General features: G+C 74.8%; 29 protein-coding genes and 1 pseudogene. 16 read left to right on the top strand and 14 right to left on the bottom strand.

Annotated features, from left to right (window positions below):
* The first annotated feature begins 10 nt into the window (after positions 1 to 10).
* Positions 11 to 451, top strand: a complete 441-nt coding sequence (gene tadA / locus PED38_RS05645; RefSeq protein WP_175345528.1) for a tRNA adenosine(34) deaminase TadA — start codon at positions 11 to 13, stop codon at positions 449 to 451.
* A 25-nt stretch (positions 452 to 476) separates the two neighbouring features.
* Here tadA and PED38_RS05640 read toward each other — a convergent pair whose 3' ends face one another.
* From PED38_RS05640 to PED38_RS05625, 4 genes are all read right to left on the bottom strand, one after another.
* Positions 477 to 725 (bottom strand): hypothetical protein, encoded by a 249-nt coding sequence (locus PED38_RS05640; RefSeq protein WP_063072463.1) that lies wholly within the window; start codon positions 723 to 725, stop codon positions 477 to 479.
* Positions 726 to 934: 209 nt separating this feature from the next.
* Entirely contained in the window at positions 935 to 1195 is a 261-nt protein-coding gene (locus PED38_RS05635; protein WP_270980288.1) for a hypothetical protein, read from the bottom strand.
* A 141-nt stretch (positions 1196 to 1336) separates the two neighbouring features.
* On the bottom strand, positions 1337 to 1570 hold the full coding sequence (locus PED38_RS05630; RefSeq protein ID WP_270980287.1) for a hypothetical protein: 234 nt from the start codon (positions 1568 to 1570) through the stop codon (positions 1337 to 1339).
* Positions 1571 to 1744: 174 nt separating this feature from the next.
* Positions 1745 to 2662 carry a cation diffusion facilitator family transporter gene (locus PED38_RS05625; protein ID WP_063072460.1) on the bottom strand — a complete coding sequence of 306 codons (918 nt, stop codon included), beginning with the start codon at positions 2660 to 2662 and terminating at the stop codon, positions 1745 to 1747.
* Between the two features lie 131 nt (positions 2663 to 2793).
* Between PED38_RS05625 and proC the strand changes: the two genes are divergently transcribed.
* A complete protein-coding gene (gene proC, locus PED38_RS05620; RefSeq protein WP_270980286.1) occupies positions 2794 to 3669 on the top strand; it encodes a pyrroline-5-carboxylate reductase in 876 nt (291 codons plus the stop codon).
* 40 nt (positions 3670 to 3709) lie between these two features.
* Here the strand turns inward: proC and PED38_RS05615 are convergent, their stop codons facing one another.
* Both PED38_RS05615 and PED38_RS05610 read right to left on the bottom strand, forming a co-directional pair.
* The gene (locus PED38_RS05615) at positions 3710 to 4378 is read right to left on the bottom strand and encodes a potassium channel family protein (RefSeq protein WP_043671599.1); all 669 of its coding nucleotides are present in this window, start codon (positions 4376 to 4378) and stop codon (positions 3710 to 3712) included.
* Positions 4379 to 4431: 53 nt separating this feature from the next.
* The gene (locus tag PED38_RS05610) at positions 4432 to 5856 is read right to left on the bottom strand and encodes a TrkH family potassium uptake protein (protein ID WP_063072444.1); all 1425 of its coding nucleotides are present in this window, start codon (positions 5854 to 5856) and stop codon (positions 4432 to 4434) included.
* A 77-nt stretch (positions 5857 to 5933) separates the two neighbouring features.
* Here PED38_RS05610 and PED38_RS05605 point away from each other — a divergent pair, with 77 nt between their 5' ends.
* From PED38_RS05605 to PED38_RS05595, 3 genes are all read left to right on the top strand, one after another.
* Positions 5934 to 6485 (top strand): ArsR/SmtB family transcription factor, encoded by a 552-nt coding sequence (locus tag PED38_RS05605; RefSeq protein WP_063072443.1) that lies wholly within the window; start codon positions 5934 to 5936, stop codon positions 6483 to 6485.
* A 122-nt stretch (positions 6486 to 6607) separates the two neighbouring features.
* The gene (locus PED38_RS05600; protein WP_012299821.1) at positions 6608 to 6847 is read left to right on the top strand and encodes a helix-turn-helix domain-containing protein; all 240 of its coding nucleotides are present in this window, start codon (positions 6608 to 6610) and stop codon (positions 6845 to 6847) included.
* 72 nt (positions 6848 to 6919) lie between these two features.
* Positions 6920 to 7018, top strand: a complete 99-nt coding sequence (locus PED38_RS05595) for a 30S ribosomal protein bS22 (RefSeq protein ID WP_003792170.1) — start codon at positions 6920 to 6922, stop codon at positions 7016 to 7018.
* 194 nt (positions 7019 to 7212) lie between these two features.
* Here the strand turns inward: PED38_RS05595 and PED38_RS05590 are convergent, their stop codons facing one another.
* Positions 7213 to 7965: an HAD family hydrolase gene (locus PED38_RS05590; RefSeq protein ID WP_270980276.1), complete on the bottom strand. Its 753-nt coding sequence runs from the start codon at positions 7963 to 7965 to the stop codon at positions 7213 to 7215.
* Positions 7966 to 8053: 88 nt separating this feature from the next.
* Here PED38_RS05590 and PED38_RS05585 point away from each other — a divergent pair, with 88 nt between their 5' ends.
* The 8 genes and pseudogenes from PED38_RS05585 (at position 8054) to PED38_RS05550 (ending at position 15486) form a co-directional block, all read left to right on the top strand.
* On the top strand, positions 8054 to 8317 hold the full coding sequence (locus PED38_RS05585) for a glutaredoxin family protein (RefSeq protein WP_063072441.1): 264 nt from the start codon (positions 8054 to 8056) through the stop codon (positions 8315 to 8317).
* A gap of 46 nt (positions 8318 to 8363) precedes the next feature.
* Positions 8364 to 8666, top strand: coding sequence for a Dabb family protein (locus PED38_RS05580; protein WP_063072440.1), 303 nt, complete (start codon positions 8364 to 8366; stop codon positions 8664 to 8666).
* A gap of 76 nt (positions 8667 to 8742) precedes the next feature.
* On the top strand, positions 8743 to 9762 hold the full coding sequence (locus PED38_RS05575; RefSeq protein ID WP_270980273.1) for a LacI family DNA-binding transcriptional regulator: 1020 nt from the start codon (positions 8743 to 8745) through the stop codon (positions 9760 to 9762).
* Positions 9763 to 9869: 107 nt separating this feature from the next.
* Positions 9870 to 11183 (top strand): MFS transporter, encoded by a 1314-nt coding sequence (locus PED38_RS05570; protein ID WP_270980271.1) that lies wholly within the window; start codon positions 9870 to 9872, stop codon positions 11181 to 11183.
* Entirely contained in the window at positions 11180 to 12010 is an 831-nt protein-coding gene (locus PED38_RS05565) for an alpha/beta hydrolase (protein WP_270980269.1), read from the top strand. Before PED38_RS05570 ends, PED38_RS05565 begins: the two co-directional genes overlap by 4 nt.
* Positions 12007 to 13221: a GDSL-type esterase/lipase family protein gene (locus PED38_RS05560; protein ID WP_270980267.1), complete on the top strand. Its 1215-nt coding sequence runs from the start codon at positions 12007 to 12009 to the stop codon at positions 13219 to 13221. Before PED38_RS05565 ends, PED38_RS05560 begins: the two co-directional genes overlap by 4 nt.
* 145 nt (positions 13222 to 13366) lie before the next feature.
* Positions 13367 to 13936 (top strand): annotated as a pseudogene (locus PED38_RS05555) (ABC transporter ATP-binding protein); the annotation flags it as partial.
* On the top strand, positions 13933 to 15486 hold the full coding sequence (locus PED38_RS05550) for a hypothetical protein (RefSeq protein WP_270980263.1): 1554 nt from the start codon (positions 13933 to 13935) through the stop codon (positions 15484 to 15486). The pseudogene PED38_RS05555 and the gene PED38_RS05550, both read left to right, overlap by 4 nt.
* 52 nt (positions 15487 to 15538) lie before the next feature.
* On the opposite strand, the gene PED38_RS05545 is transcribed toward PED38_RS05550, so the two are convergent.
* The 3 genes from PED38_RS05545 to aspS form a co-directional block, all read right to left on the bottom strand.
* Positions 15539 to 15880, bottom strand: a complete 342-nt coding sequence (locus PED38_RS05545; RefSeq protein WP_270980262.1) for a DUF7882 family protein — start codon at positions 15878 to 15880, stop codon at positions 15539 to 15541.
* Positions 15881 to 16059: 179 nt separating this feature from the next.
* Positions 16060 to 16596 (bottom strand): AAA family ATPase, encoded by a 537-nt coding sequence (locus tag PED38_RS05540; protein ID WP_063072434.1) that lies wholly within the window; start codon positions 16594 to 16596, stop codon positions 16060 to 16062.
* 281 nt (positions 16597 to 16877) lie between these two features.
* A complete protein-coding gene (gene aspS, locus PED38_RS05535; protein ID WP_270980259.1) occupies positions 16878 to 18194 on the bottom strand; it encodes an aspartate--tRNA(Asn) ligase in 1317 nt (438 codons plus the stop codon).
* A gap of 106 nt (positions 18195 to 18300) precedes the next feature.
* On the opposite strand from aspS, the gene PED38_RS05530 reads away from it, so the two are divergent.
* The 3 genes from PED38_RS05530 to PED38_RS05520 are packed head-to-tail and all read left to right on the top strand — an operon-like array spanning position 18301 to position 20647.
* Positions 18301 to 19101, top strand: coding sequence for a LamB/YcsF family protein (locus PED38_RS05530; protein WP_270980257.1), 801 nt, complete (start codon positions 18301 to 18303; stop codon positions 19099 to 19101).
* Complete coding sequence (locus PED38_RS05525) at positions 19098 to 19718, top strand: 5-oxoprolinase subunit B family protein (RefSeq protein WP_063072432.1); 621 nt, start codon at positions 19098 to 19100, stop codon at positions 19716 to 19718. Before PED38_RS05530 ends, PED38_RS05525 begins: the two co-directional genes overlap by 4 nt.
* Positions 19715 to 20647: a biotin-dependent carboxyltransferase family protein gene (locus PED38_RS05520; RefSeq protein ID WP_333720438.1), complete on the top strand. Its 933-nt coding sequence runs from the start codon at positions 19715 to 19717 to the stop codon at positions 20645 to 20647. The genes PED38_RS05525 and PED38_RS05520 overlap by 4 nt, the downstream gene beginning before the upstream one ends.
* Positions 20648 to 20698: 51 nt before the next feature.
* On the opposite strand, the gene PED38_RS05515 is transcribed toward PED38_RS05520, so the two are convergent.
* The 4 genes from PED38_RS05515 to PED38_RS05500 form a co-directional block, all read right to left on the bottom strand.
* On the bottom strand, positions 20699 to 21523 hold the full coding sequence (locus PED38_RS05515) for a DUF2510 domain-containing protein (protein WP_270980254.1): 825 nt from the start codon (positions 21521 to 21523) through the stop codon (positions 20699 to 20701).
* 118 nt (positions 21524 to 21641) lie between these two features.
* A complete protein-coding gene (locus PED38_RS05510) occupies positions 21642 to 24137 on the bottom strand; it encodes an excinuclease ABC subunit UvrA (RefSeq protein WP_270980252.1) in 2496 nt (831 codons plus the stop codon).
* Positions 24138 to 24209: 72 nt separating this feature from the next.
* The gene (locus PED38_RS05505) at positions 24210 to 24422 is read right to left on the bottom strand and encodes a hypothetical protein (protein WP_063072429.1); all 213 of its coding nucleotides are present in this window, start codon (positions 24420 to 24422) and stop codon (positions 24210 to 24212) included.
* Positions 24423 to 24671: 249 nt separating this feature from the next.
* Complete coding sequence (locus tag PED38_RS05500) at positions 24672 to 25718, bottom strand: sigma-70 family RNA polymerase sigma factor (RefSeq protein ID WP_063072428.1); 1047 nt, start codon at positions 25716 to 25718, stop codon at positions 24672 to 24674.
* Between the last annotated feature and the right edge of the window lie 130 nt (positions 25719 to 25848).

The raw sequence follows: 25848 nt of genomic DNA, 5'->3' as shown, positions 1-25848 counted from the left end.
CGACCGCTGGATGGCCGTGGCGCTCGACGAGGCCCGGGCCTGCGCGGCCACCGGGGACGTGCCCGTGGGCGCGGTCGTGGTGGATGCGTCCGGCGCCGTCGTCGGACGCGGCCGCAACCTCCGCGAGGCGCGCCAGGATCCCACGGCGCACGCCGAGGTGGAGGCGCTGCGCGAGGCCGCCGCGACGACCGGCGATCGGCATCTCGTGGGCACGACTCTGGTCGTCACGCTCGAGCCGTGCGTGATGTGCGCCGGGGCGATCCTCGCGGCCCGCGTGCCCCGCGTCGTCTTCGGCGCGTGGGACGAGAAGGCCGGCGCGGCGGGATCCCTCTACGACGTGCTCCGCGACCGTCGCCTGCCGCATCGTGCGGAGGTGTTCGCCGGCGTCGCGGCCGAGGAGTGCGCGCGCCTGCTGGACGGCTTCTTCGCGGAGCGCCGCACCGACGCCTGATCCGGCGTCCGGAGCCCGCCCGGGATCAGCAGCGCGGGCACTCGGGGGCAGGCGACTTCGGGTGGGGCTTGATGTTGCGGTGCGAGTGATAACCGTATCCCCCGTAGTCGAATCCCAGCAGCGTCGCGACGTCCCCGCCGGTGGCCGCCGAGGCGGTCCGCGCGGTGGTGGTCGTCGGTGCGTGAGCGGCCTCGGCCTGGGCGGCCGTGGTCGCCGTGAGGACCAGCCCCAGGGCGAGGGCTGCCGCTGCCGCGGTCTTCGTGGCGTGGGTCATCGGGGGTCTCCTCGTGTGGCGGCGTGATCGGAGCGGTGTGCTCGGCATCGGTTGCGGACAGGGCGCGATACCGGTCCGGCCGTCATGGTCGCAGCGAGGGGCGTGCGTCGTGCGGCCTGTGCACATCTCGCGGCCGCGTGGTCGCGAGATGTCGTGGCGGGCATCGCGCGGGCCCCGCGTCGGGCGGACATGCGGCCCCGTCCACGGCTTCAGCTGGCGCAGTGGCGGCAGATGGGAGCCAGCCCGGCGTGCGTCGGGTCGTCATTGAGGTGGGAGCCGTGGCGCGGCGGGATGCCGCGGAACCGGTGGGCTCGCGTGGGCAGGTAGTCGCCGCCGAACGCGTCGATCCGAGCCGTGGCGGTGGTGGTCGTCGGCGAGTGAGCGGCCTCGGCCTGGGCGGCGGTGGTCGCCGTGAGGACCAGCCCCAGGGCGAGGGCGGCCGCTGCTGCGGCCTTCGTGGCGTGCGTCATCGCTGGTCTCCTCCGGTGGCGGCGTGATCGGAGCGCTGCGCTCGAGCATCTGCCGTGGACGCATCGCGACGACCGTCCGGGCGACATGGTCGCAGCGCGGGGTCGGATGGGGACCGGGTTGTGCACCGGCCGGAGCCCGTGTCATCCGTGGCGGTGCGCCTGCCCGGGGGTGGTGTGCGTCGCGGCGGGGCGGTGGTGGTGCCCTGGGAGCGGAGGCGGGGTGTCCCCGGAACCCCAGGCGATCGACTGCGACTGGGCCGGATCACCGGTGATGGTCGGCGCGTAGCGCGTGTCCGCGTGGGCGGCGCTGGTCGCGGCGAGGCCGAGCGCCAGGGTGAGAGCGGCGGTGGCGGCGGTCGTGATGGCACGTGTCATGGTCGTTCTCCTCGGTCTCCGGGGATCCGTCGCGCCTCGTGCGTCGGGCCCGAGCGCTCGCGACCCGCGGGTCCCCTGACCCGCCGGCCGCCATGGTGGCCGGCGCCCGAGGGCGCGAGGGGCGGGCTCTGCACATCGGGGATCGTGTTGCCTGCCGGGCGCGGGAGCGGCGGATCAGCGCGTCGCGACCCGCACGTCGGGCTCGAGGTAGATGACCCGCGCGACCGGGACGGCCTCGCGCACGCGGCGCTCGATCGCGTCGATCCCGGCGGCCACGTCGCCCAGCGAGCTGGTGGCTGGCATCGCGATCTTCGCCGCGACGAGCAGCTCGTCCGGGCCGAGGTAGAGCGTCTTCATGTGGATGATCGACTCGGCCTCGTGTCCGGCCGTGATGGCGGCGCGGATGGCCGCGAGGTCCGGCTTCGACGCGCCCTCGCCGACGAGCAGGCTGCTCATCTCGACGCCGAGGACCACGGCGACCGCCACGAGCAGCACGCCGATGAGGAGGGTGCCGATGCCGTCGTAGATGCCGTTCCCGGTGACGATCGACGCGACGACGCCGAGGAGCGCGAACACGAGGCCGGAGAGCGCGGCCGTGTCCTCGAGCAGCAGCACGGGGAGCTCGGGGCTCTTGGCGCGGCGCACGAACTGCACCCACGTCTGGTTCCCGCGCAGCGGGTTCGACTCCTTGATCGCGGTTCGCAGCGAGAACGACTCGAGGGCGATCGCGATGACGAGCACCACGATCGGCAGCCACGGCACGTCGAGCGGCTCCGGGTGCTCGATCTTGTGGATGCCCTCGTACAGCGAGTACACGCCGCCGACCGAGAACAGGATGATCGAGACGATGAACGCGTAGACGTAGCGCACGCGCCCGTAGCCGAACGGGTGCTCCTCGTCCGCGACGCGCTTGGCGCGCTTGCCGCCGATGAGCAACAGGATCTGGTTGCCGGAGTCGGCGAGCGAGTGGACGCCCTCCGCGAGCATCGACGAGGATCCGGAGAAGAACGCCGCGATGAACTTCGTGATCGCGATGCCGACGTTGGCCGCGAGGGCGGCGAGGATCGCCTTGCTGCCGTGCGATTCGCTCAAGGCGGGACCTCCTCGACCGGCGAGGCGGCTCGGGCCGCCCGGGCGCGCGTGCCCCGGTCGCCTCAGCCTAGCCACGCGGCGGGGGCGGTCGACCACCCGATCGGGCGACGCCCGGTCCCTAGGATCGGGGCATGCCCGACGCCTCCCGCCCCGCCCCGTCCGCCCCCGCCGAGGTCGTCCGCCTCCCGTCGCTCGCGATGCTCGGCACCGGATCCATGAACGGCGCCATCCTCGGCGGACTGCTGCAGCCGGGCGTGGAGGTCGAGGGCGACGTGCGCGTCACCACGCGCTCGGCCGCCAGCGCCGACGCGCTCGGATCGCGGGAGGGCGTATCCGCCGCCAGCGTCGAGGAGGACGCCGACGCGAACCGCCGCGCGGTCCGCGGCGCGCGCATCGTGGTCGTGGGCGTGAAGCCGCACCTGGTGCCGGACCTGCTGCGCGAGATCGCCGACGACCTGGAGCCCGGCGCGCTCGTGATCAGCGTCGCCGCCGGCGTGACCGTCGCGACCTTCGAGTCGCTGCTGCCGGACCACGTGGTGGTCGTGCGGTCGATGCCGAACACGCCGTCGCTCGTGGGCCGCGGGGTCACGGGCCTCGCCGCCGGCACGCGCTCGAGCCTCGAGGACCTCGCGCTCGCCCGCTCCGTGTTCGCCACGGTCGGCGACGTGGTGGAGGTGCCCGAGGACCGCATCGACGCGCTGAGCACGATCTCCGGATCCGGCCCCGCCTACGTGTTCCTGCTCATCGAGGAGCTGACGCGGACGGCCGAGGCCAAGGGCTTCAGCCCCGACGAAGCGCGTGTGCTCGTGCAGGGGACCTTCCGTGGTGCGGTGGAGCTGCTCGCCGCGTCGGACGACGAGCCCGCGGAGCTCCGCCGCCGGGTCACGAGCCCCAAGGGCACGACCGAGCGGGCCGTCGAGGTGCTGCAGGCGGCGGACCTGTCGGGGCTGTTCGACCGCGCGACCGACGCCGCGCTCGCCCGGGCGCGGGAGCTGGCGGCCGGCTGAGCTGGCCGCCGGTCGAGCCGCGCCGGCGCGCACCCGCGGATCAGGACAGCGAGGCGAACCGCTCGATGTCGGCCGACGTGCCCGACACGATGATGAGGTCGTGGTTCGAGACGACGGTCTCGGCGGTCGCGTACGTGAACGGCTTGCCGGGCGTCTTCACGCCGACCACCGTGATCCGGTAGCGCCGCCGCACCGACGACTCCGCGAGCGCCATGCCGCGGATGGGCTTCGGCGGGTACATCTTCGCCAGCACGAAGTCGTCGTCGAACTCGATGAAGTCGAGCATCCGGCCCGACACGAGGTGCGCCACGCGCTCGCCCGCCTCGGCCTCCGGGTAGATCACGTGGTTCGCGCCGATGCGCTCCAGGATCTTGCCGTGCGACTGGCTGATGGCCTTGGCCCAGATCTGCGGGATCTTGAGGTCCACCAGGTTCGCGGTGATGAGCACGCTCGCCTCGATCGACGACCCGACCGCGACGACCGCGATGGAGAAGTCCTTGGCGCCCAGCTGCTGCAGCGCCTCGATGTTGCGCGCATCGGCCTGCACGGCGTGCGTCACGCGGTCCGACCACTTCTGCACGAGGCCCTCGCTCGCGTCGATCGCGAGCACCTCCCGGTCGAGCCGGGCCAGCTGGCCGGCGGTCGCGGCGCCGAAGCGGCCGAGCCCGATCACGAGCACGGGGGCGTTGTGGGGGATGCGTTCGCCCATGGTGGGGCCTTCCTGCTGCGGTGGATGCGGGGACGGGTGGGGCGACCGTCGGCTCAGCCGACGATCGGGCGCTCCTCGGAGCGCTGGAAGAGCTGTCGGCGGGTGCTCGCGGCGAGGGCCGCCGCGAGGGTCACGGTGCCGACGCGCCCCAGGAACATGGTGACCGCGAGCACGTACTTCGCGGGATCCGTGGCCTCGGCCGTGAAGCCCGTGCTGAGGCCCGAGGTGGCGAACGCGCTGATGGCGTCGAAGAGCACGTAGTCGAGGCGCTCGCCTGAGATCTGGAGCAGCACGATGCTGCTGAGCGCCACGGTCGTCGCACCCCAGAGCACGATGCTCACCGCGAGGCGGAGCACGTCGCTCGGGATGCGGCGCTCGAACACCTCCATCGACTCGCTGCCGCGGGCCTCCGCGAAGGCCGCGAGGAACAGGATGGCGAGGGTGGTGACCTTGATGCCGCCGGCCGTGGACGCGGATCCGCCGCCGATGAACATGAGCATGTCGGTGACCAGGAGGCTCGCGTTGCCGAAGTCGCCCATGTCGAGCGTGGAGAAGCCGCCGGAGCGCGTCATGACCGAGAGGAACAGCGCCTGGAAGCCGTGCTGCACCGGATCCATGCGCGCGAACGTCCTCTCGTTGTCCCACTCGAGCACGACGTAGGCGAGCGTGCCGAGCACGATGAGGATGAGCGAGGTCCAGAGCGTGAGCTTCACGTGCACGGAGAACCGCCGCGGCTTCCGCCAGCCGCGGTAGACGGCGTAGATGACCGGGAAGCCGATGCTGCCGAGGAAGACGCCGATCATGAGCAGGCTGAGGAACCAGTAGTCCTGGTGGTACAGCTCGAACCCGGCCTCGCTGAACACGAAGCCCGTGTTCGTGAAGGCCATGAGCGAGTAGTAGAAGGAGTCGAGGGCGGCCTGGCCGACGGGGATGCCCTCCAGCAGGATCCGCGGGAACAGCAGCGCCGCGATGGACAGCTCGATGACGAGCGCGCTGATCGCGACCGTGAGCAGCAGCGTGCCGATCTCGCCGAGCTTCACGGCCTGGCCCTCGGCGACGGGGCCGTGGTGGATCCGCAGCGGGTTGCTGTCGCTCGCCGCCATGAGCCTGGCCTTGAGGCCGAGGCGGCGCGAGACGATGAGCCCCATGATCGACGCGAGCGTGAGCACGCCGATGCCGCCGATCTGCACGCCGAGCGCGATGAAGGCGTGGCCGAGCGGGGTCCAGTAGGTGGCCATGTCGACCGTCGCGAGGCCCGTGACGCAGATGGCGGACACGGCCGTGAAGAGCGCGTCGGCGAAGGGGGCGGTGTCGCCGGTGGACGTCATGCCGGGGAGCATGAGGATCGTCGTGAGGGTGAACACGAGCGCCGCGAAGATGAGGATCGCGAAGCGGGCCGGGGTGGAGTGCGCGAAGTAGTCGAGGAAGTCGCGGATGCGGCCGAGCAGCGGACGGCCCCTCTCCGGCTTGACGCGCATGGTCCCCTGTCCGCTCCGAGCCCTGTCGGCCCGGATGGTCATGGTACTGCGAGTGCGCGACGGAATACCCTTCGGGCATGGCTGACATCTTCGACGTCGTGTCGGATCCCACCCGACGCGACCTCCTCCGCGTGCTGCTCGACCGACGTGCCGTGCCCGAGGCGCCCACGGGGGAGATCAGCGTCTCCGAGCTCGTGCAGACCCTCGGGATCAGCCAGCCGACCGTGTCGAAGCACCTGCGCGTGCTGCGCGACATCGGCCTCGTGTCCGTCCGCGAGGAGGGGCAGCACCGGTACTACCGGCTGGAGCCCGCGCCGCTCGAGGCGCTCGAGGCCTGGGTCGCGCCGTTCGCGGCGGCCGATCGCGTCGCCGGCGGCGCGGTCGACGACGGCCACGCCGATCCCGACACCGGCCTGCTCGGCGGCGGCCTCTCCGCGGACCCCGACGGCGACGGCGAGCACGACCCGGCCGGCTACCCGTTCGCCGCGTCGCTCGGTCGCATCTGGGCGGACACCCGCTACCAGGCGGCCGCGGCCGTGCACGACGCCACCCGCGTGGCGGGCAGCGCGGGCCAGGCGTCGCTCGGTCGGCTGCGCGGCCGGAAGGCGGGGAACTCCCGGGACGCGTGATGCAGGATGTGACACGATGGACAGGCGTCCATCCGGACCCCTAGACTCGCGCACCAGCGCCCGCATCGCGGGGGCTACGAGGTCCGTGAGCCGGTCACGCAGAACGAGGAGTCCATCCGCCCATGTCGCGTGACCTGTCCGACGTCCGATTCCTCACGGTGGCCGAGGTCGCCGAGATGATGCGCGTCTCCAAGATGACCGTCTACCGCCTCGTGCACTCGGGCGACCTGCCCGCCATCCGCTTCGGTCGCTCGTTCCGCGTGCCCGAGTCGGCCGTGCTCGCCGCGATCGACCCCTCGAACGCGGTGCCCGGCCAGCCCGGGGAGGCCTCGCGTCACTCCGGCATGTCGGATGTCGGCTAGACTCCTCTGAGGCTATTTTCCGCGGGTCACCAGAGCCCGCGTGTTCCGTCCGGCAACAGATGAGGTGCCCCTATGGGTTCAGTGATCAAGAAGCGTCGCAAGCGCATGGCGAAGAAGAAGCACCGCAAGCTGCTTCGCAAGACGCGCCACCAGCGTCGCAACAAGAAGTAGAGCGCACGCGTCCACGAGGGCGCTGAACGCGACGAGAGGACGCCGACCCGGAGACGGGGCGGCGTCCTCTTCGTCTGTCCGGGCGTGGGGCTGTCCGGGCGTGGGTCTGTGCGGGTGCGGGTCTGTCCGCCTGTGGTGGGCGCGGCGCGGGGGGTCGTGGGCGGGGAGGTCGCGGCCGGTCAGGGCGCGGACGGTCAGGGCGCGGCCGGGCCGCCCGCCTCCGCGGCCTCGCGGCGCACGCGTCGACGGGCGTCGCGGATGCTCGCGCGCTGCAGCCGCATCGACGGCCAGCCCGCGGCGCGCGCGTGGGCGGCCAGCGCCCGGTCCGGGTTCACCACCACCGGGTGGCCGACGAGCGTGAGCAGCGGGATGTCGTGCCGCGAGTCGGAGTACGCCCAGCACGCGGCCGGATCCGCCCCCGTGCGCGCGACGAGCGCTCGCGCCGCGGCGGCCTTGTGCTCGCCGTGCAGGAACTCGCCCGCGAGGCGGCCGGTGTACGCGCCGCCCGCGATCTCGAGCGCGCTGCCCAGCGCGCCGGTGAGGCCGAGCCGCCGCGCGATCACGTCGGCGAGGAACGACGGCGACGCCGTGACGAGCCAGACCTGGTGGCCCTTCGCGAGGTGCTCACGCGCGAGGTCGAGCGTCTCCGGCCAGACGGTGGCGGCGGTGTGGCGCTCGTACACGTCGTCGGCGAGCCGCGCCATCTGCGCGACGGTGACGCCCGTCACCACCTGGAGGCCGCGGGCGCGGGCGGATGCGAGGTGCCGGTCGTTCTCGCCGCGCGCCTTGAAGCGCGCGTGCTTCCACCCGGCGCCGACGATGTCCCGCGTCGAGAGGAGGCCCGCCGCGCGGAGCCCGCGCACGAGGTGGAAGGCGCTCGCGCCATGGATCAGGGTGTTGTCCACGTCGAAGAACGCGAGGACCGGGGCGACCGCCTGCTCGACCATGATCGGGCCAGCGTAGGCGACGCTCCCGCGCCCGGCCGCCGCCCGTCCCGGGAGCGGCGCGACGGCCGCGCTCGCCTACGCTGGGCGGATGAGCGCAACGGTCCTCACCCTCGTCGGCAAGCCCGGCTGCCATCTGTGCGACGACGCCCGCGACGTCGTCACCCGCGTGCTCGGGGAGCTCGACCCGGCGCGCGCCGCCGACGTCACGCTCGAGGAGCGCAGCATCCTCGACGACCGGGCGCTCGCCGACGAGTACGCGGAGGAGATCCCGGTGCTCCTCATCGACGGCCGCGTGCACAACCACTGGCGGATCGACGCCGACCGGCTGCGCGCCGCGCTCGTCGCCCGCTGACCCGGGCCGTCCGCCGACCCGCGTCGCGCGCGGCTAGGGTCGTCGCATGACCCTGCGCCACGTCGTCTCCTGGAAGCTCGCCGACCGCGACCCCGCCGCCCTCGACCGCGACGCGGCCCGCGCCGCCGAGGCCCTCGGCACGCTGCCGGCGCTGGTGCCCGGCATCCGCTCGTTCCAGGTGGGGCGCGACGTCGTCGGATCCGCCCGCAGCCACGACCTCGTGCTCATCGCCGACTTCGACGACCGTGCCGCCCTCGACGCGTACGACCAGCACCCCGAGCACCAGCGCGTCGCCGCCGTCGTGCGCAGCCTCGTGGCGTCCGCGGCATCGGTCGACTTCGAGGTCTGACGTCGTCGGCGACGACCGCGCGACCGCCCGGGACGGCAGCGCGCGTGGCCCCCGGCGACGCATCACCCTCGCGCAGGTGGCGGAGCGTGCCGGGGTGTCGCGATCCGCGGTGTCCTTCGCGCTGACGGGGCGGACCGACCAGCGCCTCTCGGCCGACACGATCGAGCGGATCCAGCGGGCCGCGGGCGACCTCGGCTACCGCCCGAACATGACCGCCCGCACCCTCCGCACCGGCCGGTCCGGCACGGTCGCGCTCGTCTCCGACTTCGTCAGCAGCACGTCGCACGCGAACTCGATGGTGCGCGGGGCGCTGGACGCGCTGCGGGAGCGGGACACGATCCTCTTCACCGTGGACACGCAGGGCGACGCCCGGCAGGAGGAGCAGCTCCTCGAGAGCCTCCTCGGGCGGACCATCGACGGCGTGCTCTATGCGTCCATGTTCACCCGCGTCGTCGAGCCGCCCGCCCTCCTCGACCAGGTGCCGCACGTGCTGCTGAACTGCGTGCCCGGGAGCGGGACGGCGTCGGCGGTGGTGCCGGACGAGGACACGGCCGGATCGGACGCCGCGCGCATGCTCCTCGACCTCGGCCACCGGGACCGGATCTGGTTCGTGGGCGGACTCCCCGCGGGCGTCACGGGCGGCCCGGCGTGGCGCGGATGGGCGCCGCTCGCGCTCGAGGAGCGGCTCGCGGGCGTGCGACGCGCGCTCGCCGAGGCGGGCGTGGAGCTCGCCGGCGTCCAGGACGTGGAGCGCGACTGGGACACCGCGGACGGGCGCGACGCCGTGGCGGCGCTCCTCGGATCCGGCGCCCGGCCGACCGCCCTCGTCTGCGCCAACGACGCCGTGGCCGCCGGTGCGTACCAGGCGCTGCACCGGAGCGGGCTCCGCGTCCCGGAGGACGTGTCGGTGGTCGCGTTCGACGGGAGCGCGATCAGCCGCGCGCTGGATCCGCCGCTCGCCTCGGTCGCGCTGCCGCAGCTGGAGCTGGGGCGCCGAGCGGTGGAGCTGCTGTTCGACCGGGAGGCGGCGCCTGCCGTGCACCGGATCCCGATGGTGCTCGCACCCGGCGCCTCGGTCGGGCCCGCCGCCTCCTGATCTCCGGGGAGAGTGCTTCCGTGGAGGTGCTAGATCGTTGTAGCATCCTGCGCGCGGCCGGTGCCCGACCGGCCCGCGATCTCACGACGCATACGAAGGAGTATGGGATGACTGCTGTCGAGGGGGCCCGGAGGGCCCCGAACGCCTGGTGGGTGGGCTTCGTGTGCGGCATGGCGACGTTCGTCGACGCCGCCGCGACGACGGGCGTGGGCATCGCGCTCGTGCTCTTCCTCGCGCCGCCGACCGGAGGGCCCGGGCTCACGGGCGCGGAGGTGGGCTATCTCACGGCCGTGCTCACCGCAGGCGTGGCCGCAGGCAGCCTGCTCGGCGGATGGGCGGGCGACCGGTTCGGTCGACGTCGCGTCTTCCTCGTCACGATGACGCTGATCGTGATCGGCTCGATCACGCCGTTCCTCGGCGTCTCGTCCGCGGCGCTGCTCCCCGGCATCGCGCTCATCGGCATCGGCGTCGGCGCCGACCTCCCCGTCGCGCTCGCGACCATCTCGGAGGCGGCGACCGACCGGAACCGCGGCAAGATCCTCGTCTTCTCGAACCTGCTGGGCGGGTTCGGGATCCTGCTGGCCGTGGTCATCGGCATCCTGTTCGGCCAGTCCGGGCCCACCGGCGGCCACGTGATGTTCGGCGCGTTCGGCGTCGTCGGCGCCCTCGTGCTGCTGATGCGGGCCACCATCCCCGAGTCGGCGTCGTGGCTCGTCGCGCGCCGCGAGCGCTCCGACGGCGCGCGCACCGTGCGGGCGCAGCGGGGACGGATCCGCGACCTCGGCCGGCCGGCGTACCGCCGCCCGTTCGCGACCCTGCTCGTCTACTACACGCTCGCGTCGCTGGCCATCAGCGTCGCCGGCAGCTTCGGCACGTACGTCGCGGTGAGCGTCGCGGGCGCGCGGGTCGACGAGTACCAGTCGTGGACGATCCTCGCGATGCCGGCCGCGGTGCTGGGCGCCCTGTGGTTCATGTCGGTCGCGGACACCCGCTTCCGGATGCCGTACTTCGTGGTCGGGTCGGTCGTGGTGGTCGCGGCGAACCTCATCCCGGTGGTGCTCGGCTTCAGCCTGCCGACGCTCGTCGTGTCGATCGTGCTCTCCACCTTCGCGGGCGCGTTCTGCTTCGAGACGATCATGAAGGTCTGGACGCAGGAGTCGTTCCCCACGCTGCTGCGGTCCACGGCGCAGGGCACCGTGTACGGGGTGGCGCGCTTCGCCACGGCCGGCCTCAACGCCGTGACCCCGGCGCTCCTCGCGCTGAACCCGCAGGGCGTCTACGTCGGCGTCTCGGCGGTCGCGGCGGCGGGCTTCCTCATCGGGTGGATCGGGTTCCGCCGCGCGCGCGGGACCGCGTTCGACGTCGAGGGCGACACCGTGCCCGCGACGGCGTCCGTGCGCACCGTGGAGGCGGTCGCGTGAGCGGCCCGGCCGGCGTGATGCGCATCCGTCCGTTCGAGGCGCGCGTGCGGGGCCTCGTGCTCCGCGGGTCGCAGCACCTGGTCGACGCCCCGGGACCCGGGCCCGTCGCGGTGCTGATGCACGGCTTCGGCGGCTCGCGGGTCGAGACGACGGGCGTGTTCGTGGCGCTCGCGCGGCGGCTCGCAGCGGAGGGGATCGGCGTGGTCGCCTACGACCGCGCGGGCCACGGCGAGAGCGACGGGGAGTTCCTCGACACCACGGTGACGGGCGACGTGGCCGACGCGCGGCGCGTGCTCGAGGCCGTGCGGGCGCTGCCGGAGGTGGATCCGGACGACGTGCACCTCGTGGGCATGAGCCTCGGCGCGGTCGTGGCGTCGGTCGTGGCCGCGGAGGAGACGGCGGCGGGGGCGCGGATCCGGTCGCTCGCGATGTGGTCGACCGCGGCGGTCTTCGTGGACGACATCCGCGGCGGCACCATCCAGGGCCGCTCGCTCGCGTCGCTCGACGCCGACGGCTGGTTCGACTTCGCCGGGATGCGCATGGGGCCAGCCATGCGGGACGACGCCCTCGGCTTCGACCCGTACGCGCGCGCCGCCGGATACGACGGCCCGGCCCTGCTCCTGCACGGGACGGAGGACTTCGTGCCCGTCGCGTACGCCCGGCGGTACCGGGAGCCCGACGCGCTCGGCGACCGGGCGGAGTTCGTGGTCGTCGACGGCGCGGACCACGGCTGGGCGCAGCTGCCGCAGCGCGACGAGGTGATCGCGCGGACGGTCGCGCACGTGCGGGCGCACGGTCGAGCGCACGTGGCGGGCGGGGCGGCGTGAGCGGCGAGGTCGTCGAGCTGGGCGGCGGATCCGTCCGCGTGCACGGCCATCTGGGGCTCGTGCCGGTGCCGGGCGGCGTGCGTCCGGTGCGGCTCCCCGTCGACCGGTGGCGCGACTTCCCGCCCGCGGGCGAGCTCCTGCGGGCGCAGGTCTCGACGGCCGGAGGCGTCCGGATCCGGTTCACGACCGCCGCCGACGAGGTGCGGCTCCGGGTGCGGTGCACGCGGATCCACTACGACGAGCTGCCGGGGCCGCGCAACACGTTCGTCGCCGAGGTCGACGGCCGCGACCTCGCGCCCGTGGAGGCGCCCGTCGACGTGGTGCGGCGCATCTCGCCCCTCGGCGATCGGGCGGACGAGACCGCGTCGGGGGCGGAGGGCGGCGCGTCGACCGTCGTGCTCCGCGGACTCGGGCGCGAGCTCTCGACCGTCACGGTCTGGCTGCCGCAGGGGATGCTGGTCGACCTGCTGGGGATCGAGGCCGTGGGCGGCGCCGGGCCCGTGCGCGCCGCGGATCCGCTCGGGCTGCCGCGGTGGATCCACCACGGCAGCTCCATCAGCCACGGCGTGGAGGCGCCCGACCCGACGGGCCCCTGGCCCGTCGTCGCCGCGCGCCGCGCCGGCCTCGACCTGGTCGGCCTCGGCTTCGGCGGGCAGTGCATGCTCGACCCCTTCGTGGCCGATGCCATCGCCGACGAGCCCGCCGACGTGATCTCGCTGAGCGTCGGCGTGAACATCGTGGGCGCGCGGTCGATGGACCAGCGCACGTTCGTGCCCGCGCTGCACGGGTTCCTCGACCGGGTGCGGCGCGGGCACCCGGAGACGCCGATCGTGCTCGCGTCGTCGATCCTCTGGCCAGGGAGCGAGCACGTGCCCGGGCCGCCCGGGGTCGAGCTGCGGGAGGACGGGACGGTGCGCTGCTTCGCGGCGGGCGACCCGGCCGACGTGGGGCGGGGCGCGCTCACGCTGGCGGAGTCGCGGATCCACGTGGCGCACGTCGCGCGGGTGCGCACCGCGTCGGGGGAGCGGATCGCCCACCTCGACGGCCTCGCGCTGTACGGGCCGGACGACGTGGAGCGCTTCCCGCTGCCCGACGGGCTGCATCCGGATGCGGCGCTGTACGCGGAGATGGGGCGCAGATGGGCGGCGCGCGTCTTCGGCGACGGCGGGCTGGTGCCGCGCGCGGGCCGGGGCGCATCGGTCGGCGCCTGACGCGCGCACGCGGATGCGGGCACGGCCGGTGCCGGCACCCGGCCCGGCGCGTGTCGTGCGGGAGGATGGGCGCATGGCGGGAGCGGTCGAGGTCGAGCGGGTGTCGGTGGTCGTCGACGGGATCCCGCTGCTCCGGCCGACCGACCTGACCGCCTCCGCGAGCGAGGCCGTCGCCGTCACCGGACCGAACGGCGCGGGCAAGACGACGCTGCTGCGGGTGCTGGCGGGGCTGACGCGGCCGAGCACGGGATCCGTCCGCGTCGCCGGCCGGCCCGTCGACGAGCGGCGCGCGGAGTTCCGGCGGGCCGTGTCGGGGGCCGTCGGCCATCCGCCCGTCGCGCGCGACCTCACGCTCGCCGAGCACCTCGCCGTGATCGCCGCCTCGTGGGGCATGGACGCGGAGGAGGCGCGCGCCCGGGCCGCCGACCACCTCGAGCGCTGGCACCTGGCGCCGCTCGGCCGCCGCTTCCCGCACGAGCTGTCCTCCGGGCAGTCGCAGCTCGCCGCCCTCGCCATGGCGACCGTGCGGCCCTACGACGTGCTGCTCCTCGACGAGCCCGAGCAGCGGCTGGATCCCGACCGGCTCCAGCTGGTGATCGGGATCCTCCGCCAGGAGCTCGAGGCCGGTCGCACGCTCGTGCTCGCGACGCACAGCCCGGTGCTGCGGAACGCGGTGGCCCGCCGGAGCGTCGCGCTCCTCGGCGACGCGGCGTGAGGCCGGGCCGCGCGCTCCGCGTCGTCCGCGGGATCCGGGACGAGCGCGGCGGCGCCTCCGCCATGGACGTCGCGTACGCCGTGTACGCGGGCGCGCTCGTGGTGCTCATCGTCGGCTTCCCTCTGCTGCGGGCGGTCGTGCTGGAGCTCGCGGAGCCGGCGGCCGCCGCCGCTCTCCGCGCGCACGGCCCGACCGCGACCGCCGCGGCGTGGGGGATCGCCGCCACGGCCCTCCTCGCGGCCGGCGGCGCGCGCGGTCCCGCGCTGCTGTCGCCCTTCCTCGCCTCGGCCCTCGGCGGCAGCGCGCTCCCGCGGGCGGTCGTGCTGCGGCGGCCCACCTCGCAGGCGTTCGTCGGCTGGGCGGCGCTCGGCGCGCTCGTCGCGGTGCTGCCGGCGATCGCGCTGCTCATCGCGGGCGACGCGGATCCGGTCCCGGTCGTCGCCTTCGCCGCGGGCGGGGCGCTCGCGGGCGTCGCGGTCGCGGGATGCTGGCTCCTCGGCCAGCGGCTGGGCCCCGGGGCGCGAGCCGCGGTCGGCGCGGTGCTGCTCGGATCCACGGGGCTCGGCCTCCTGGCGCACGCGCCCGTGGCGCCGTGGGGCGCGCTCGCGGCGCTCTTCCCCGGGCCGGTCGCGGGATCGCCGGGGCCGGCGACCGGATCCGCGGGGCTGCCGGCGGGATCGGTCGCGGCGCTCGGCGTCCTGGTCGCGCTCGCCGTCGTCGCGGTCGCGGCGGCCCCGCTGCTGCTCCGCGGGTTGCGCGGACCCGACCTCGTCGCGCAGGCCCGACGGTGGGAGGCGGCGACGACGCTCGCCACCACGGGCGACCTGGCGATGGCCGCCGGCGGCTTCCGGCCCGTGCCGCGGGTCGGGCGCGGGCTCGCCGCGGTGGGCGGGCGCTCGCTGCCCGCGCTGATCCTCCGGCGCGACGTCGTCGGATCCCTCCGCACGCCGGTCCGCGTCGCCGCGGCCGCCATCGGGATCGCGACCTCCGGCGGGCTGGTCGCCGCGGCCGTCGGCGGCGACGGGGTCGGGCGCTGGGGCCCGGGCGTCGCGGCGGCGCTCGTCGGCTTCCTCGCGCTCGGCGTGTGGGCCGACGGCTTCCGGCACGTGGTCGACGTGTCGTCCGCGCCACCGCTGTACGGGATCCCCACGGGCCGGCTGCTCGCGCTGCACGCGATCCTGCCCGCCGCGGCCGGGGTCGTGGGCGCGCTGGCGGGCGCGGGCGTCGCGGTGGCGCAGGGCGCGGATCCGGCCGGGCTCCCGGCCGCGCCCGGGGTCGCGCTGCTGCTCGTGGCGGTGCGCGCCTTCGATGCCGCGAAGGGGCCGCTGCCGCTCGAGGTGATGGCGCCCGTGGCCACCCCGGCCGGCGACGCCTCGGCGCTCGTGGTCGCGGCGTGGCAGGCGGACGCGCTCCTGCTCGCGGGTGGATCCACGCTGGCGGTCGTCGCGGCCACGGCGTCCGTGGGTCCGCTCGGCGCGGCGGTGGCGCTGCCGATCGCGGCCGGGATCGCCTACCGCGCCCGCCGCCGGATCGCGACGGCGCGCGACTAGGCCGGACGCGCCCCGGTGCCGGTGCCGGTGCCGGACGCGCGCGAGTCCGGCGTCAGTCCACGCCGAGCTCGTGCACGACGCGCGGGACGGCCTCGCGCTGCGTCGGCTCGGGCACCAGGTGCAGGCCGGCCGCGGTGTTGGCGCTGTCCATGAGCACGTCGACCCAGGCCGGGTTGATCGCCGGGGGCCGGCTGCCGGAGAAGCGGAAGTGCAGGGGGAGCTCGGGGGCGATCCAGACGGTGCTCCGCCCGTCGCCCTCGGCGGCCGGGTACTTCCACGAGAAAGCGAAGCTCTCCTTCCGGCGGAGCTTGTTGAGCATCACGATCTGGAGGTGGGCGAGCGCGCGGTCGTCGATCGTCGTGCGCGTCGACGTGTCGTAGATGAGCTGACCCACTGCTGGCCCTCCCGGATCGTGGTGATGTGCTGCACATTACGGCACGTGAGGAAAGCCGTGCGGGCGGGGACCGCGGGCGCGCCGACGAGCGGGCGCCCGATCCGACGAGGACGACGCCGGGAGGACGACGCCGGGCGGCCGACGCCGGGCGGCCGACGCCGGGCGGCCGGCGGCGGGCGTCAGAACCCGAGCGCGGCACGCACCGCGCGGGCGACGTCGCGCGGCGAGACGCCGTCCGTCGCGATGACCGCCTCGGCGAGGTCCGCCCGCTCCTGGCGCGCGGCGAGGTCGCGGAACCGCGCCAGGTGCCACTCGCGCGCCGCCACGCGATCCGCGTCGTACCGGGACCGCAACCGCGCCTCGACGACCGCGTCGGACGCCGTGAGGCGCACGCACCGCACATCGATCCCGAGCGCCGCGCGGTACCTGTCGAGGTCGGCGCGCTCGGCGATCACGCCGCTGACCACCAGCTGCCGCGGCCCCGCCGCCCGGTACTCGGCCCAGGTGGCGGCCATGGCCTGCGCCTCGATCACCACGTTCTCCGGATCCCCCGCCGCCGTCGGCCACGACCGGTGGAACCAGTCGACGTCCATGAGCGCGAACGGCGTCCCGTCCGCTGCGAGGAGGTCGCCGAGGTGCTCGAGCACGGCGCTCTTGCCGACGCCGTAGGTGCCGTCGAGGAACACGGCGGGCGGGAGGGCGAGGTGGTCGGGCACGGCTCCATCCTGCCGGTCGCGTGCGCTGGGCCGGCTGCCGACCGGTCAGATGGCCAGGCGGAGGACGCGACGGGCCTCGATCTCCTCGAACGCCGCGCCGACCGCGTCGAGGCCCGTCGCGCGAGCGGCCCCGCCGCCCGGTACTCGGCCCTGGTGGCGACCATGGCCCGGCGGCTCCCCCGCGCGATGCGCATCCGGGAGCGCGCGGGTCGCGCGGGGTCCGGGAGACGCGGAACGGCCCGACCCCGCGAGGGGATCGGGCCGTCCGGTGGAGCGGGTGCCTACGGCGCGAGCCGGTTCGGGCCGCGGAACAGGTACGTGACCTCGCGCAGGTTCGACTGGTGCAGCAGCAGCATCAGCACGCGGTTGAGGCCCATGCCGAACCCGCCGTGCGGGGGCACGCCGTAGCGGAAGAAGTCGAGGTAGGAGCCGAGCTCCTCGGGGTCGAGGCCCTTCTCGCGGGCCTGCGCCTCGAGCACCTCGACGCGGTGCTCGCGCTGGGCGCCCGTGGTGATCTCGACGCCGTTCCAGATGAGGTCGTAGCTGTTCGTGATCGACGGGTCCTCGGCGTTCCGCATGTGGTAGAACGGCCGGATCGTCGACGGGTAGTCGGTGAGGAACACGAACTCGTGGCCGAACTCCTCCAACACGTGCGCCGCGATCTGGCGCTCGCCCTCGGGGTCGAGGTCGTCGTCGGCGCGGTCGATCACGTGGCCGCGCTTCGCGACGATGTCCTTGGCCTCGAGCAGCGGGATCCGCGGGAACGGGATGCTCGGCACGGTCACCTCCACGTCGAACAGCTCGCGGATCTCGTCGCCGTGCTTCTCCTTCACCGCGGTGAGCGCGGCGACGATGAGCTCCTCCTGGAGGCGGGCGACGTCCTCGTGGCTCTCGACCCAGCTGATCTCCGCGTCCACCGAGGTGAACTCGGTCGCGTGGCGCGAGGTGAAGGACGGGTCGGCGCGGAACGCCGGGCCGACCTCGAACATCTTGCCGAAGCCCGCGGACTGCGCCATCTGCTTGAAGAACTGCGGGCTCTGCGCGAGGTACGCGACGCCGTCGAAGTAGTCGACCTTGAACAGCTCGGCGTTCGACTCGGAGGGCGTGGCCATGAGCTTGGGGGAGAAGACCTCGATGAAGTCGTGCTCCACCCAGTAGGTGCGGAGCGCGTGCACGAGCGTGGTCTGCACGCGGAAGATCAGCGAGTTGCGGGGCGCGCGGAGGTCGATGAAGCGCCAGTCGAGGCGCTTGTCGATGGAGGAGTCGGCCGCGATGGGCGTCTCGGGGATGGCCGCGCCCGCGACCTCGATGCCGGACAGGCCGATCTCCAGGCCGCCGAGCTTCACGCGCTCGTCGTGCTTGAGCGTGCCGGTGGCGGTGAGGAACGTGCCCGCGGCGAGGCCGGAGATGGTGTCGGCGGTCTGGTCCTCGTCGCCCTGGCGCTTGTACGTGAGCTGCACCGCGCCGGACTCGTCGCGGAGGATCACGAACTGGATCTTCTTCTGGTCACGGACGGTCTCGACCCATCCGGAGACGGCCACGTCCCCGTCGTCGAGGGCGGCCAGGTTCTTGATGAGGGTGCGTGAGGTCACGGTCATCGAGTCTATCCGCGCCGCTGTCCGGCCGGTCGCCCCACGGGACGCCTAGCCTGGTGGGGACGGCGCCGCGGCCCGCGGCCGTCGCACCGGGTGCAGGGGGAACGCCATGCGGATCGACCTCAACAGCGACCTCGCGGAGTCGTTCGGCCGCTGGACCCTGGGCGACGACGACGCGATGCTCGCCATCGTCTCGAGCGCGAACGTCGCCTGCGGGTTCCACGCGGGGGATCCGCTCGTGATGCTGCACGCGCTCGAACGGGCGGCGCGGGACGGCGTCGCGGTCGGCGCGCACGTCGCCTACCGCGACCTCGCCGGGTTCGGCCGCCGCGACCTCGACGCCTCGCCCGCCGAGCTCACGGGCGACGTGCTCTACCAGCTCGCGGCGATCAGCGGCATGGCCCGCACGGTCGGCGCGCGCGTCAGCTACATCAAGCCGCACGGCGCCCTGTACAACCGCATCGCGCACGATCCCGTGCAGGCCCAGGCCGTCGTGGACGCGGTCGTGGCGCTGGATCCGACGCTCCCCGTGCTCGGGCTCCCCGGCTCCGAGATCCTCCGGCTCGCCGCCACCGCCGGGCTGCCGACGCGCGTCGAGGCCTTCGCCGACCGCGCCTACACGCCCGCGGGCGCGCTCGTGTCGCGGCGGCAGGAGGGCGCGGTGGTCCACGATCCGGCCGAGGTCGCGGCCCGCTCGGTGCGCATGGCGACGGAGGGCACGGTCGTGGCGGTCGACGGATCCGTCGTGCGGCTCGACCCCGACTCGATCTGCCTGCACAGCGACACCCCCGGCGCCGTGGGCCTCGCCCGGGCGGTGCGCGCGGCCCTCGAGGAGGCGGGCGTGGAGATCCGCCCCGTGCCCGACGCCGCCGACCGCGCCCTCCCCGTCCGCGACCGGCGCGCGCTGTGACCCTCCGCCTCCTGCCGTGCGGCGACGCCGCCGTCATGCTCGACCTCGACTCGCTCGACGAGGTCCTCCGGCTCCAGCCCGTGCTCGACGCCACGCGGCCGGCGGGCGTGGTCGACGTCGTGCCGGGCGCACGCAGCATCCTCGTCACGGTGGATCCGCACGTGCTCCCGGTGGCCGCCGCCCGCGCCTGGGCCCTCGCCGCGACGCCCGCCGACGAGGCGGGGGCGCGCGGGGGCGAGCCCGTCGAGATCGACGTGGTCTACGACGGCGAGGACCTGGCCGACGTCGCCGCGCTCCTCGGCATCGACGCGCGCGAGGTCGTCCGGCGTCACACCTCCGGCACCTGGACGGTCGCGTTCGGCGGGTTCGCGCCGGGCTTCGGGTACCTCGCCGGCGTCCCCGGACTCGTGGTGCCGCGCCGCGCGTCGCCGCGGCCGCGCGTCCCCGCGGGCGCCGTCGCGCTCGCGGGCGAGTTCAGCGGGATCTACCCGCGCGCCTCCCCGGGCGGCTGGCAGCTCATCGGCACGACCGACGCGGTGCTGTGGGACCCGGAGCGCGAGCCGGCGGCGCTCCTCGTGCCCGGATCCGCCGTGCGCTTCCGCGAGGTCGGGGCGTGAGCGCGCCCGGGACCGTCGGGCCGGCCCCCGGGCGCCGCGGCCGTCGCGCGACGACCGCCGCCGCGCCCGCGCTCGTCGTCGAGCGCACCGGCCCGCTGATGCTCGTGCAGGACGCCGGACGACCCGGCCACGGCGGCATCGGCGTCTCGCCCTCCGGCGCGCTGGATCCGCGCGCCCTCGCCGACGCCAACCTCCTCGTCGGCAACGCGCCCGGCACCGCGGGCCTCGAGATCGTGCTCGGCGGCGCCGTGCTGCGCGCGACCGCGGCCGTGTGGGTCGCCGTGACGGGCGCCGTCGGCCCGCTCGCGCGCACGGTCGGCCGGGAGTCGCGCCCGGCGCCCTACGCCCGGGCGATGCTGCTCGACGCGGGCGACGCGCTGGAGGTGGGCGCCGCCGAGCGCGGCATCCGCTGGTACCTGGCCGTCCGGGGCGGGATCGACGTCCCGCCCGTCCTCGGATCCCGCGCCACCGACCTGCTCTCCCGCGTGGGTCCGGCGCCGGTCGCACCCGGCGACGCGCTGCCCGTCGGATCCGCGGTCGCCGGCCCCGTCCCGCCCGTCGACTCGCTGCCGGTCTCCGCGCCCGCCGACGGCGAGGTCGTCCTCCGCGTCTCGCCCGGCCCGCGCCTCGACTGGTTCGTCGACGGATCCTGGGACGCCCTCCTCGACGGGACGTGGGAGGTCACGGCGGAGGCCGACCGCGTGGGCGTCCGGCTCGACGGCGCACCGCTCGAGCGGCGGATCCCCGGCGAGCTCCCCAGCGAGGGCGTCGTCACGGGCGCGCTCCAGGTGCCGCCATCGGGCCGGCCGATCCTGTTCCTCGCCGACCACCCCATGACGGGCGGCTACCCGGTGATCGGCGTGGTCGCCCGCGACGACGTCCGGCTGGCCGCGCAGCTGCGCCCCGGCCAGCGCATCCGGCTCGTGTGAGCGGACGCGCCGACCGGGGCGCGGGGCGTGCGGCGGGCGGGTGCCCGCAGATCAGTAGCCGCGGGGGCTGTACCGCTGCATCGTGTCCAGGAGGACACCGACGCCCTTCGCGATCGCGATGATGGACACGAGCGCGTTGAGCCCGATCCAGACCCAGATCGGCGTGAGCGCGGAGGACGGCGCGCCCTCGATCCGGCGGCGCACGACGATCGACCGGCCGATGAGGTACACCCCGCCGTTGACGGGGATGAACGCCCACGCCCAGTGGAAGGGCTTCACGATGCCGCGGCGCGTGAGGTCCCGCCAGTCGAAGAACGCGAGGACGACCGTCGCGCCCCACAGGAGGAACTGCAGGAAGTTGAGGAGCGCGGACGTCACGGCGGCCTCGGGGCTGATCCCGCGCGGGCTCGAGTCCAGCAGGCTGCGGTAGTCCACGCTGAGCGAGATCACGAGCGAGACCACCGGCAGCGCCGCGAGCACCCAGATGGCCCAGGTCCACGGCGAGGTGCTCGCGGGCACCTGCGGCGGCGGGGTCGGTGCCGCGTAGGCGGCCTGCGCGTACGGCTGCTGCGCGTACGTCTGCTGCGCGTACGTCTGCTGGGCGTACGTCTGCTGGGCGTACGGCTGCGACGCCGCCTGGCCGTCCGACGCGCCGGACGCTGCCGGCGCGGCCTCCTCCGCCGATCCGGTGCGACCCGTCGAGTGCGCCGCACCGGCACCGGCACCGGCACCGGCACCCGCACCGGCACCAGCGCCCGGCGCATCCGTCAGGTGGTCGGTCCAGCGAGTGCCGTCCCACCAGCGCAGGCGGTCGGATCCGGCGGGGTCCGCGTACCAGCCCGCGGGCGTGGAGGGTGTTCCGGTCGAGTCAGTCACGAGGTGCTCCTAGGGAAGAGGTGCGGATGCCGTCGGGCGTCGACGCGCGCGGGCGCGGACGCCGGAGGTCAGACTACCGACGCGGGCCGGGGGCCGCGATGGCACGCGGGGCCGCCGCTCAGGACGCGTCGAGCCGGCGGGCGAGGTAGGGGGCGGTGCGGCTGCCGGCCGTGTCCGCGACCTCGCGCGGGGTGCCCTGCGCCACGATGCGTCCGCCCTGGTCGCCGCCCGACGGCCCGAGGTCGATGACCCGGTCGGCGTCCGCCACCACGTCCATCTCGTGCTCCACCACCACGACCGTGTTCCCCGCGTCGACGAGTCCCTGCAGCTGGCGCAGGAGCAGCACTACGTCCGCCGGATGCAGCCCCGTCGTCGGCTCGTCGAGCAGGTAGAGGGTGTGGCCGCGCGGCGCGCGCTGCAGCTCGGTGGCCAGCTTGATCCGCTGCGCCTCTCCGCCCGACAGCTCCGTGGCGGGCTGGCCGAGCCGCAGGTAGCCGAGGCCCACGTCGCGGAGGGTCGCGAGGGCGCGCGCCGCGAGCGGCACGTCGGCGAGGAACCCGTGCGCCTCGTCGACCGTCATCGCCAGCACGTCCGCGATCGAGCGCCCGCGGTACTCGATCTCGAGCGTCCCGGGCTCGTATCGGGCGCCGTGGCAGGTGGGGCACGGTCCGTAGGAGCCGGGCAGGAAGAGCAGCTCGACGGTCACGGATCCCTCGCCCTGGCAGGTCTCGCACCGCCCGCCCGCGACGTTGAAGGAGAACCGCCCGGCGCCGTAGCCGCGCGCCCGCGCCTCGTCGGTCGCCGCGTAGGTGCGCCGGACCGCGTCGAAGAGCCCCGTGTAGGTGGCGAGGGTCGAGCGCGGCGTGCGGCCGATGGGGCGCTGGTCGACCGCGACGAGCCGGTCCACCGCCTCGGCGCCCTCGACCCGGGCGATGCGGGCGGGTCCGGACGCGTCGTCGGGCGCGTCCCCGTCCGCGTCGTCCCCCGGCTCGACCACCACGCGGTCGGGCGCGAGCGAGGCCCGCAGCAGGTCCGGCAGCACGCGGCTCACGAGCGTCGACTTCCCGGATCCGGAGACGCCCGTCACCGCGACCATCACGCCCAGCGGGATCTCCACGTCGAGGTCGACGAGGTTGTGCAGCGTCACGCCCGTGGCCCGGATGCTCCCGGTGGGCGTCCGCGGCGTGCGCTCCGCCCGCGCCGGCGCCAGGTCGGGGAAGAGGTGCGGCCGCGTCGCCGATCCCTCCACCTCGCGGAGCCCGTCGACCGGCCCGCTGTAGACGACGGATCCGCCCGCCTGCCCCGCGCCCGGCCCCACGTCCACGATCCAGTCGGCCCGCCGCACGACCTCCATGTCGTGCTCCACCACGAACACCGAGTTGCCGGAGTCGCGCAGCTGCTCGAGCACCTCGAGGAGCGGCTCGGCGTCGGCGGGGTGCAGCCCGGCGGACGGCTCGTCGAGCACGTACACGACCCCGAACAGCCCCGACCGCAGCTGCGTCGCGAGCCGGAGCCGCTGCATCTCACCGGGCGACAGCGTCGTCGTGACGCGGCCGAGGCTCAGGTAGCCGAGCCCGAGGTCCACCAGCACGGCGAGGCGCGCGACGAGGTCGGTCGTGATCGTCACGGCCACGTCGCCCATGCCGTCCGTCGGCGCGATGGCCGTCGCGAGGTCCGCGAGCGTCAGCGCGTTGAGCTCCTGGATGCTGCGGCCGGCGAAGGTCACGGCCAGCGCCTCGGGCGTCAGCCCGCTCCCGCCGCACCGCTCGCACGTGCCGGACACCATGTGCGCGAGCGCCGCCTCGCGGAGACGCGGGCTCGACGAGTCGGCCAGCGTGTGCAGCACGTAGGAGCGCGCGCTCCAGAAGCGCCCGTTGTACGGCTTCGCCACCCGGTCGCGCTGCGGCGTGATCTGCACCACGGGCTGCTCCTCGGTGAAGAGGATCCAGTCCCGTCGCTCCTGCGGCAGCTCGCGCCACGGCACGTCCACGTCGTAGCCGAGCGCGATGGCGATGTCGCGCAGGTTCTTGCCCTGCCAGGCGCCCGGCCACGCGGCGATCGCGCCGTCGCGGATCGACAGCGACGGATCCGGCACGAGCGATGCCTCGGTCACGGTGTGCGCGACGCCGAGGCCGTGGCACACGGGGCAGGCGCCCGCGGCGGTGTTGGGGGAGAAGGCGTCGGAGTCGAGCCGGCCCTGCCCGGCGGGGTAGGCGCCCGCGCGCGACATCAGCATCCGCAGCGAGTTGGACAGCGTGGTCACGGTGCCGACGGTCGAGCGCGTGCTCGGCGCTCCGCGGCGCTGCTGGAGCGCGACCGCGGGCGGCAGGCCGGTGATGCTCTCGACGTGCGGCGTCTGCTCCTGCCGGATCAGCCGACGGGCGTACGGCGCGACCGACTCGAAGAACCGCCGCTGGGCCTCGGCGTAGACGGTGCCGAACGCGAGCGACGACTTGCCGGATCCGGAGACGCCCGTGAAGGCGACGATGCGGTCGCGCGGGATGTCCACGTCCACGTCCCGGAGCGTGTTCTCCGACGCGCCCCGCACACGCACGAAGCCGTCCGCGCGGTCGTCGGCGGCGGAGGCGGGCGGGGTCTTTCCGGAGGGAGGCACCTGCTCGACCCTATCCCCGGCGACCCGCGGTGCCGACCGGCCGCCGGAGGGGCAGCGCGGTCGGGAGGGCGGTCAGGACAAGGCGGCGCGCGCCTCGGCGAGGGTGGGGAAGTCGCCGACGTCGCGGCCGAGGCGGTCGGTGACGTGGAAGCCCGCGCCCCACCGCTCCTCGCTCATGCCGGCGAACTCGTCGCCGCGTCGGGCGACCCAGAGCCCTGCGGCGACGGGGGACCAGCTGATGCGGGGGACGTCGGTGACGCCGGGTGCGGCCTGCGTGAGAGCCATGGCTCCTCCTTCTTCGCGGCTCGTCGTCGAGCTCGCTTCGTGTCGTCCGCGGCGTTGATGCGCGCCGTCGGAGGGGTGGGAAACAACTGTATGCGCACTAACGACTAGCGGGCGTAGTACTCGGCGGATCCGCAGGAACACGGGCGCCCGTGGGCATGCGGATCCGGCCCGGACCCGGGCGTCGATGCGCCGCGCACGCGCGAGGGCCGCCCGCGACGCAGCGCGGACGGCCCTCGGGATGCGGCGGGATCAGCCGCGGATGTACGTCTCCAGCTCCGGGATGCGGAGCTTCGCGAGGCACTTCTTCTCGATCTGGCGCACGCGCTCGCGCGTCACGCCGAGCTGCTGGCTCACGTACGCGAGCGAGCGCGGCTCGAGTCCCGCGAGGCCGAAGCGCATGCGCACGACCTCGGCGTCGCGCTCGGCGAGCCCGTCGATGAGGCGCGTGACGTGCGCGGCCATGAGCTGCTGCGTCACCACGTCGATGGGCTGCGTGACGTCGGCGTCCTCGATGAGGTCCGCCATCTCGGTGTCGCCGTCGCCGCCGCTGCCGCCCACGAGGACCTGCAGCGACATGGGCTCCTGCGCGCGGTCGAGCAGGTAGCGCACCTTGGTGACCGGCGTGTCCGACTCGCGCGCGATCTCCTCCATGGAGGGGTCCCGGCCGAGCTCCACCGCGAGCTCGCGCTGCACCGCGTTGATGCGGTTGATGTGCTCGACGGTGTGCACGGGGATCCGGATGGTGCGGCTCGTGTCCGCCATGCCGCGGGTGATGGACTGCTTGATCCACCACGACGCGTAGGTCGAGAACTTGAAGCCGGCCTGGTAGTCGAACTTCTCGACCGCCCGGACGAGGCCCATGTTGCCCTCCTGGATGAGGTCCAGGAACGGCAGGCCGCGGCCGGTGTAGCGCTTGGCGATGCTGACGACGAGGCGCAGGTTGGCGTTCACGAGGTGCTGCTTGGCGCGCATGCCGTCCTGGGCCAGCGTCTGGTACTCGCGGCGCTCGGCGGGCGTCAGGTCGGTGCGGGTGTCCAGCACCTCCTGGGACAGCACGCCCACCTCGATGCGGCGGGCGACGCTCACCTCCTGCTCGGCGGTGAGGAGCGGCACGCGGCCGATCTGGCGGAGGTAGTCCTTGACGGCGTCGGTGCTGGCGCCGGGCGTGACGAGCGAGGGCTCGGGGAGGTCGGAGTCCGCGTACGGATCGACGGGGCCGACGGCCTCGATCGGATCGAGGGCGGAATCGGTGCTGGTGGTGTCGGTGGCCGTGGGCCTGGTCGGTGTCATCGTCATGGTGCCCGTTCCTTCCGCGCCGTCCCGGACGGCATCGTCATGCGGGCCCGCGTCCGTTAGACGGGGGTCTCTGCGAGGTCCCGTGTGCCACGGGGCTCTCGCCGGGAGGTCGGATCACGACCTCGCGCAC

It is taken from the genome of Clavibacter sp. CT19 (genome assembly GCF_027858075.1).
GTDB lineage: Bacteria > Actinomycetota > Actinomycetes > Actinomycetales > Microbacteriaceae > Clavibacter > Clavibacter tessellarius_A.
This window is presented reverse-complemented; position numbering and strand designations above follow the sequence as displayed.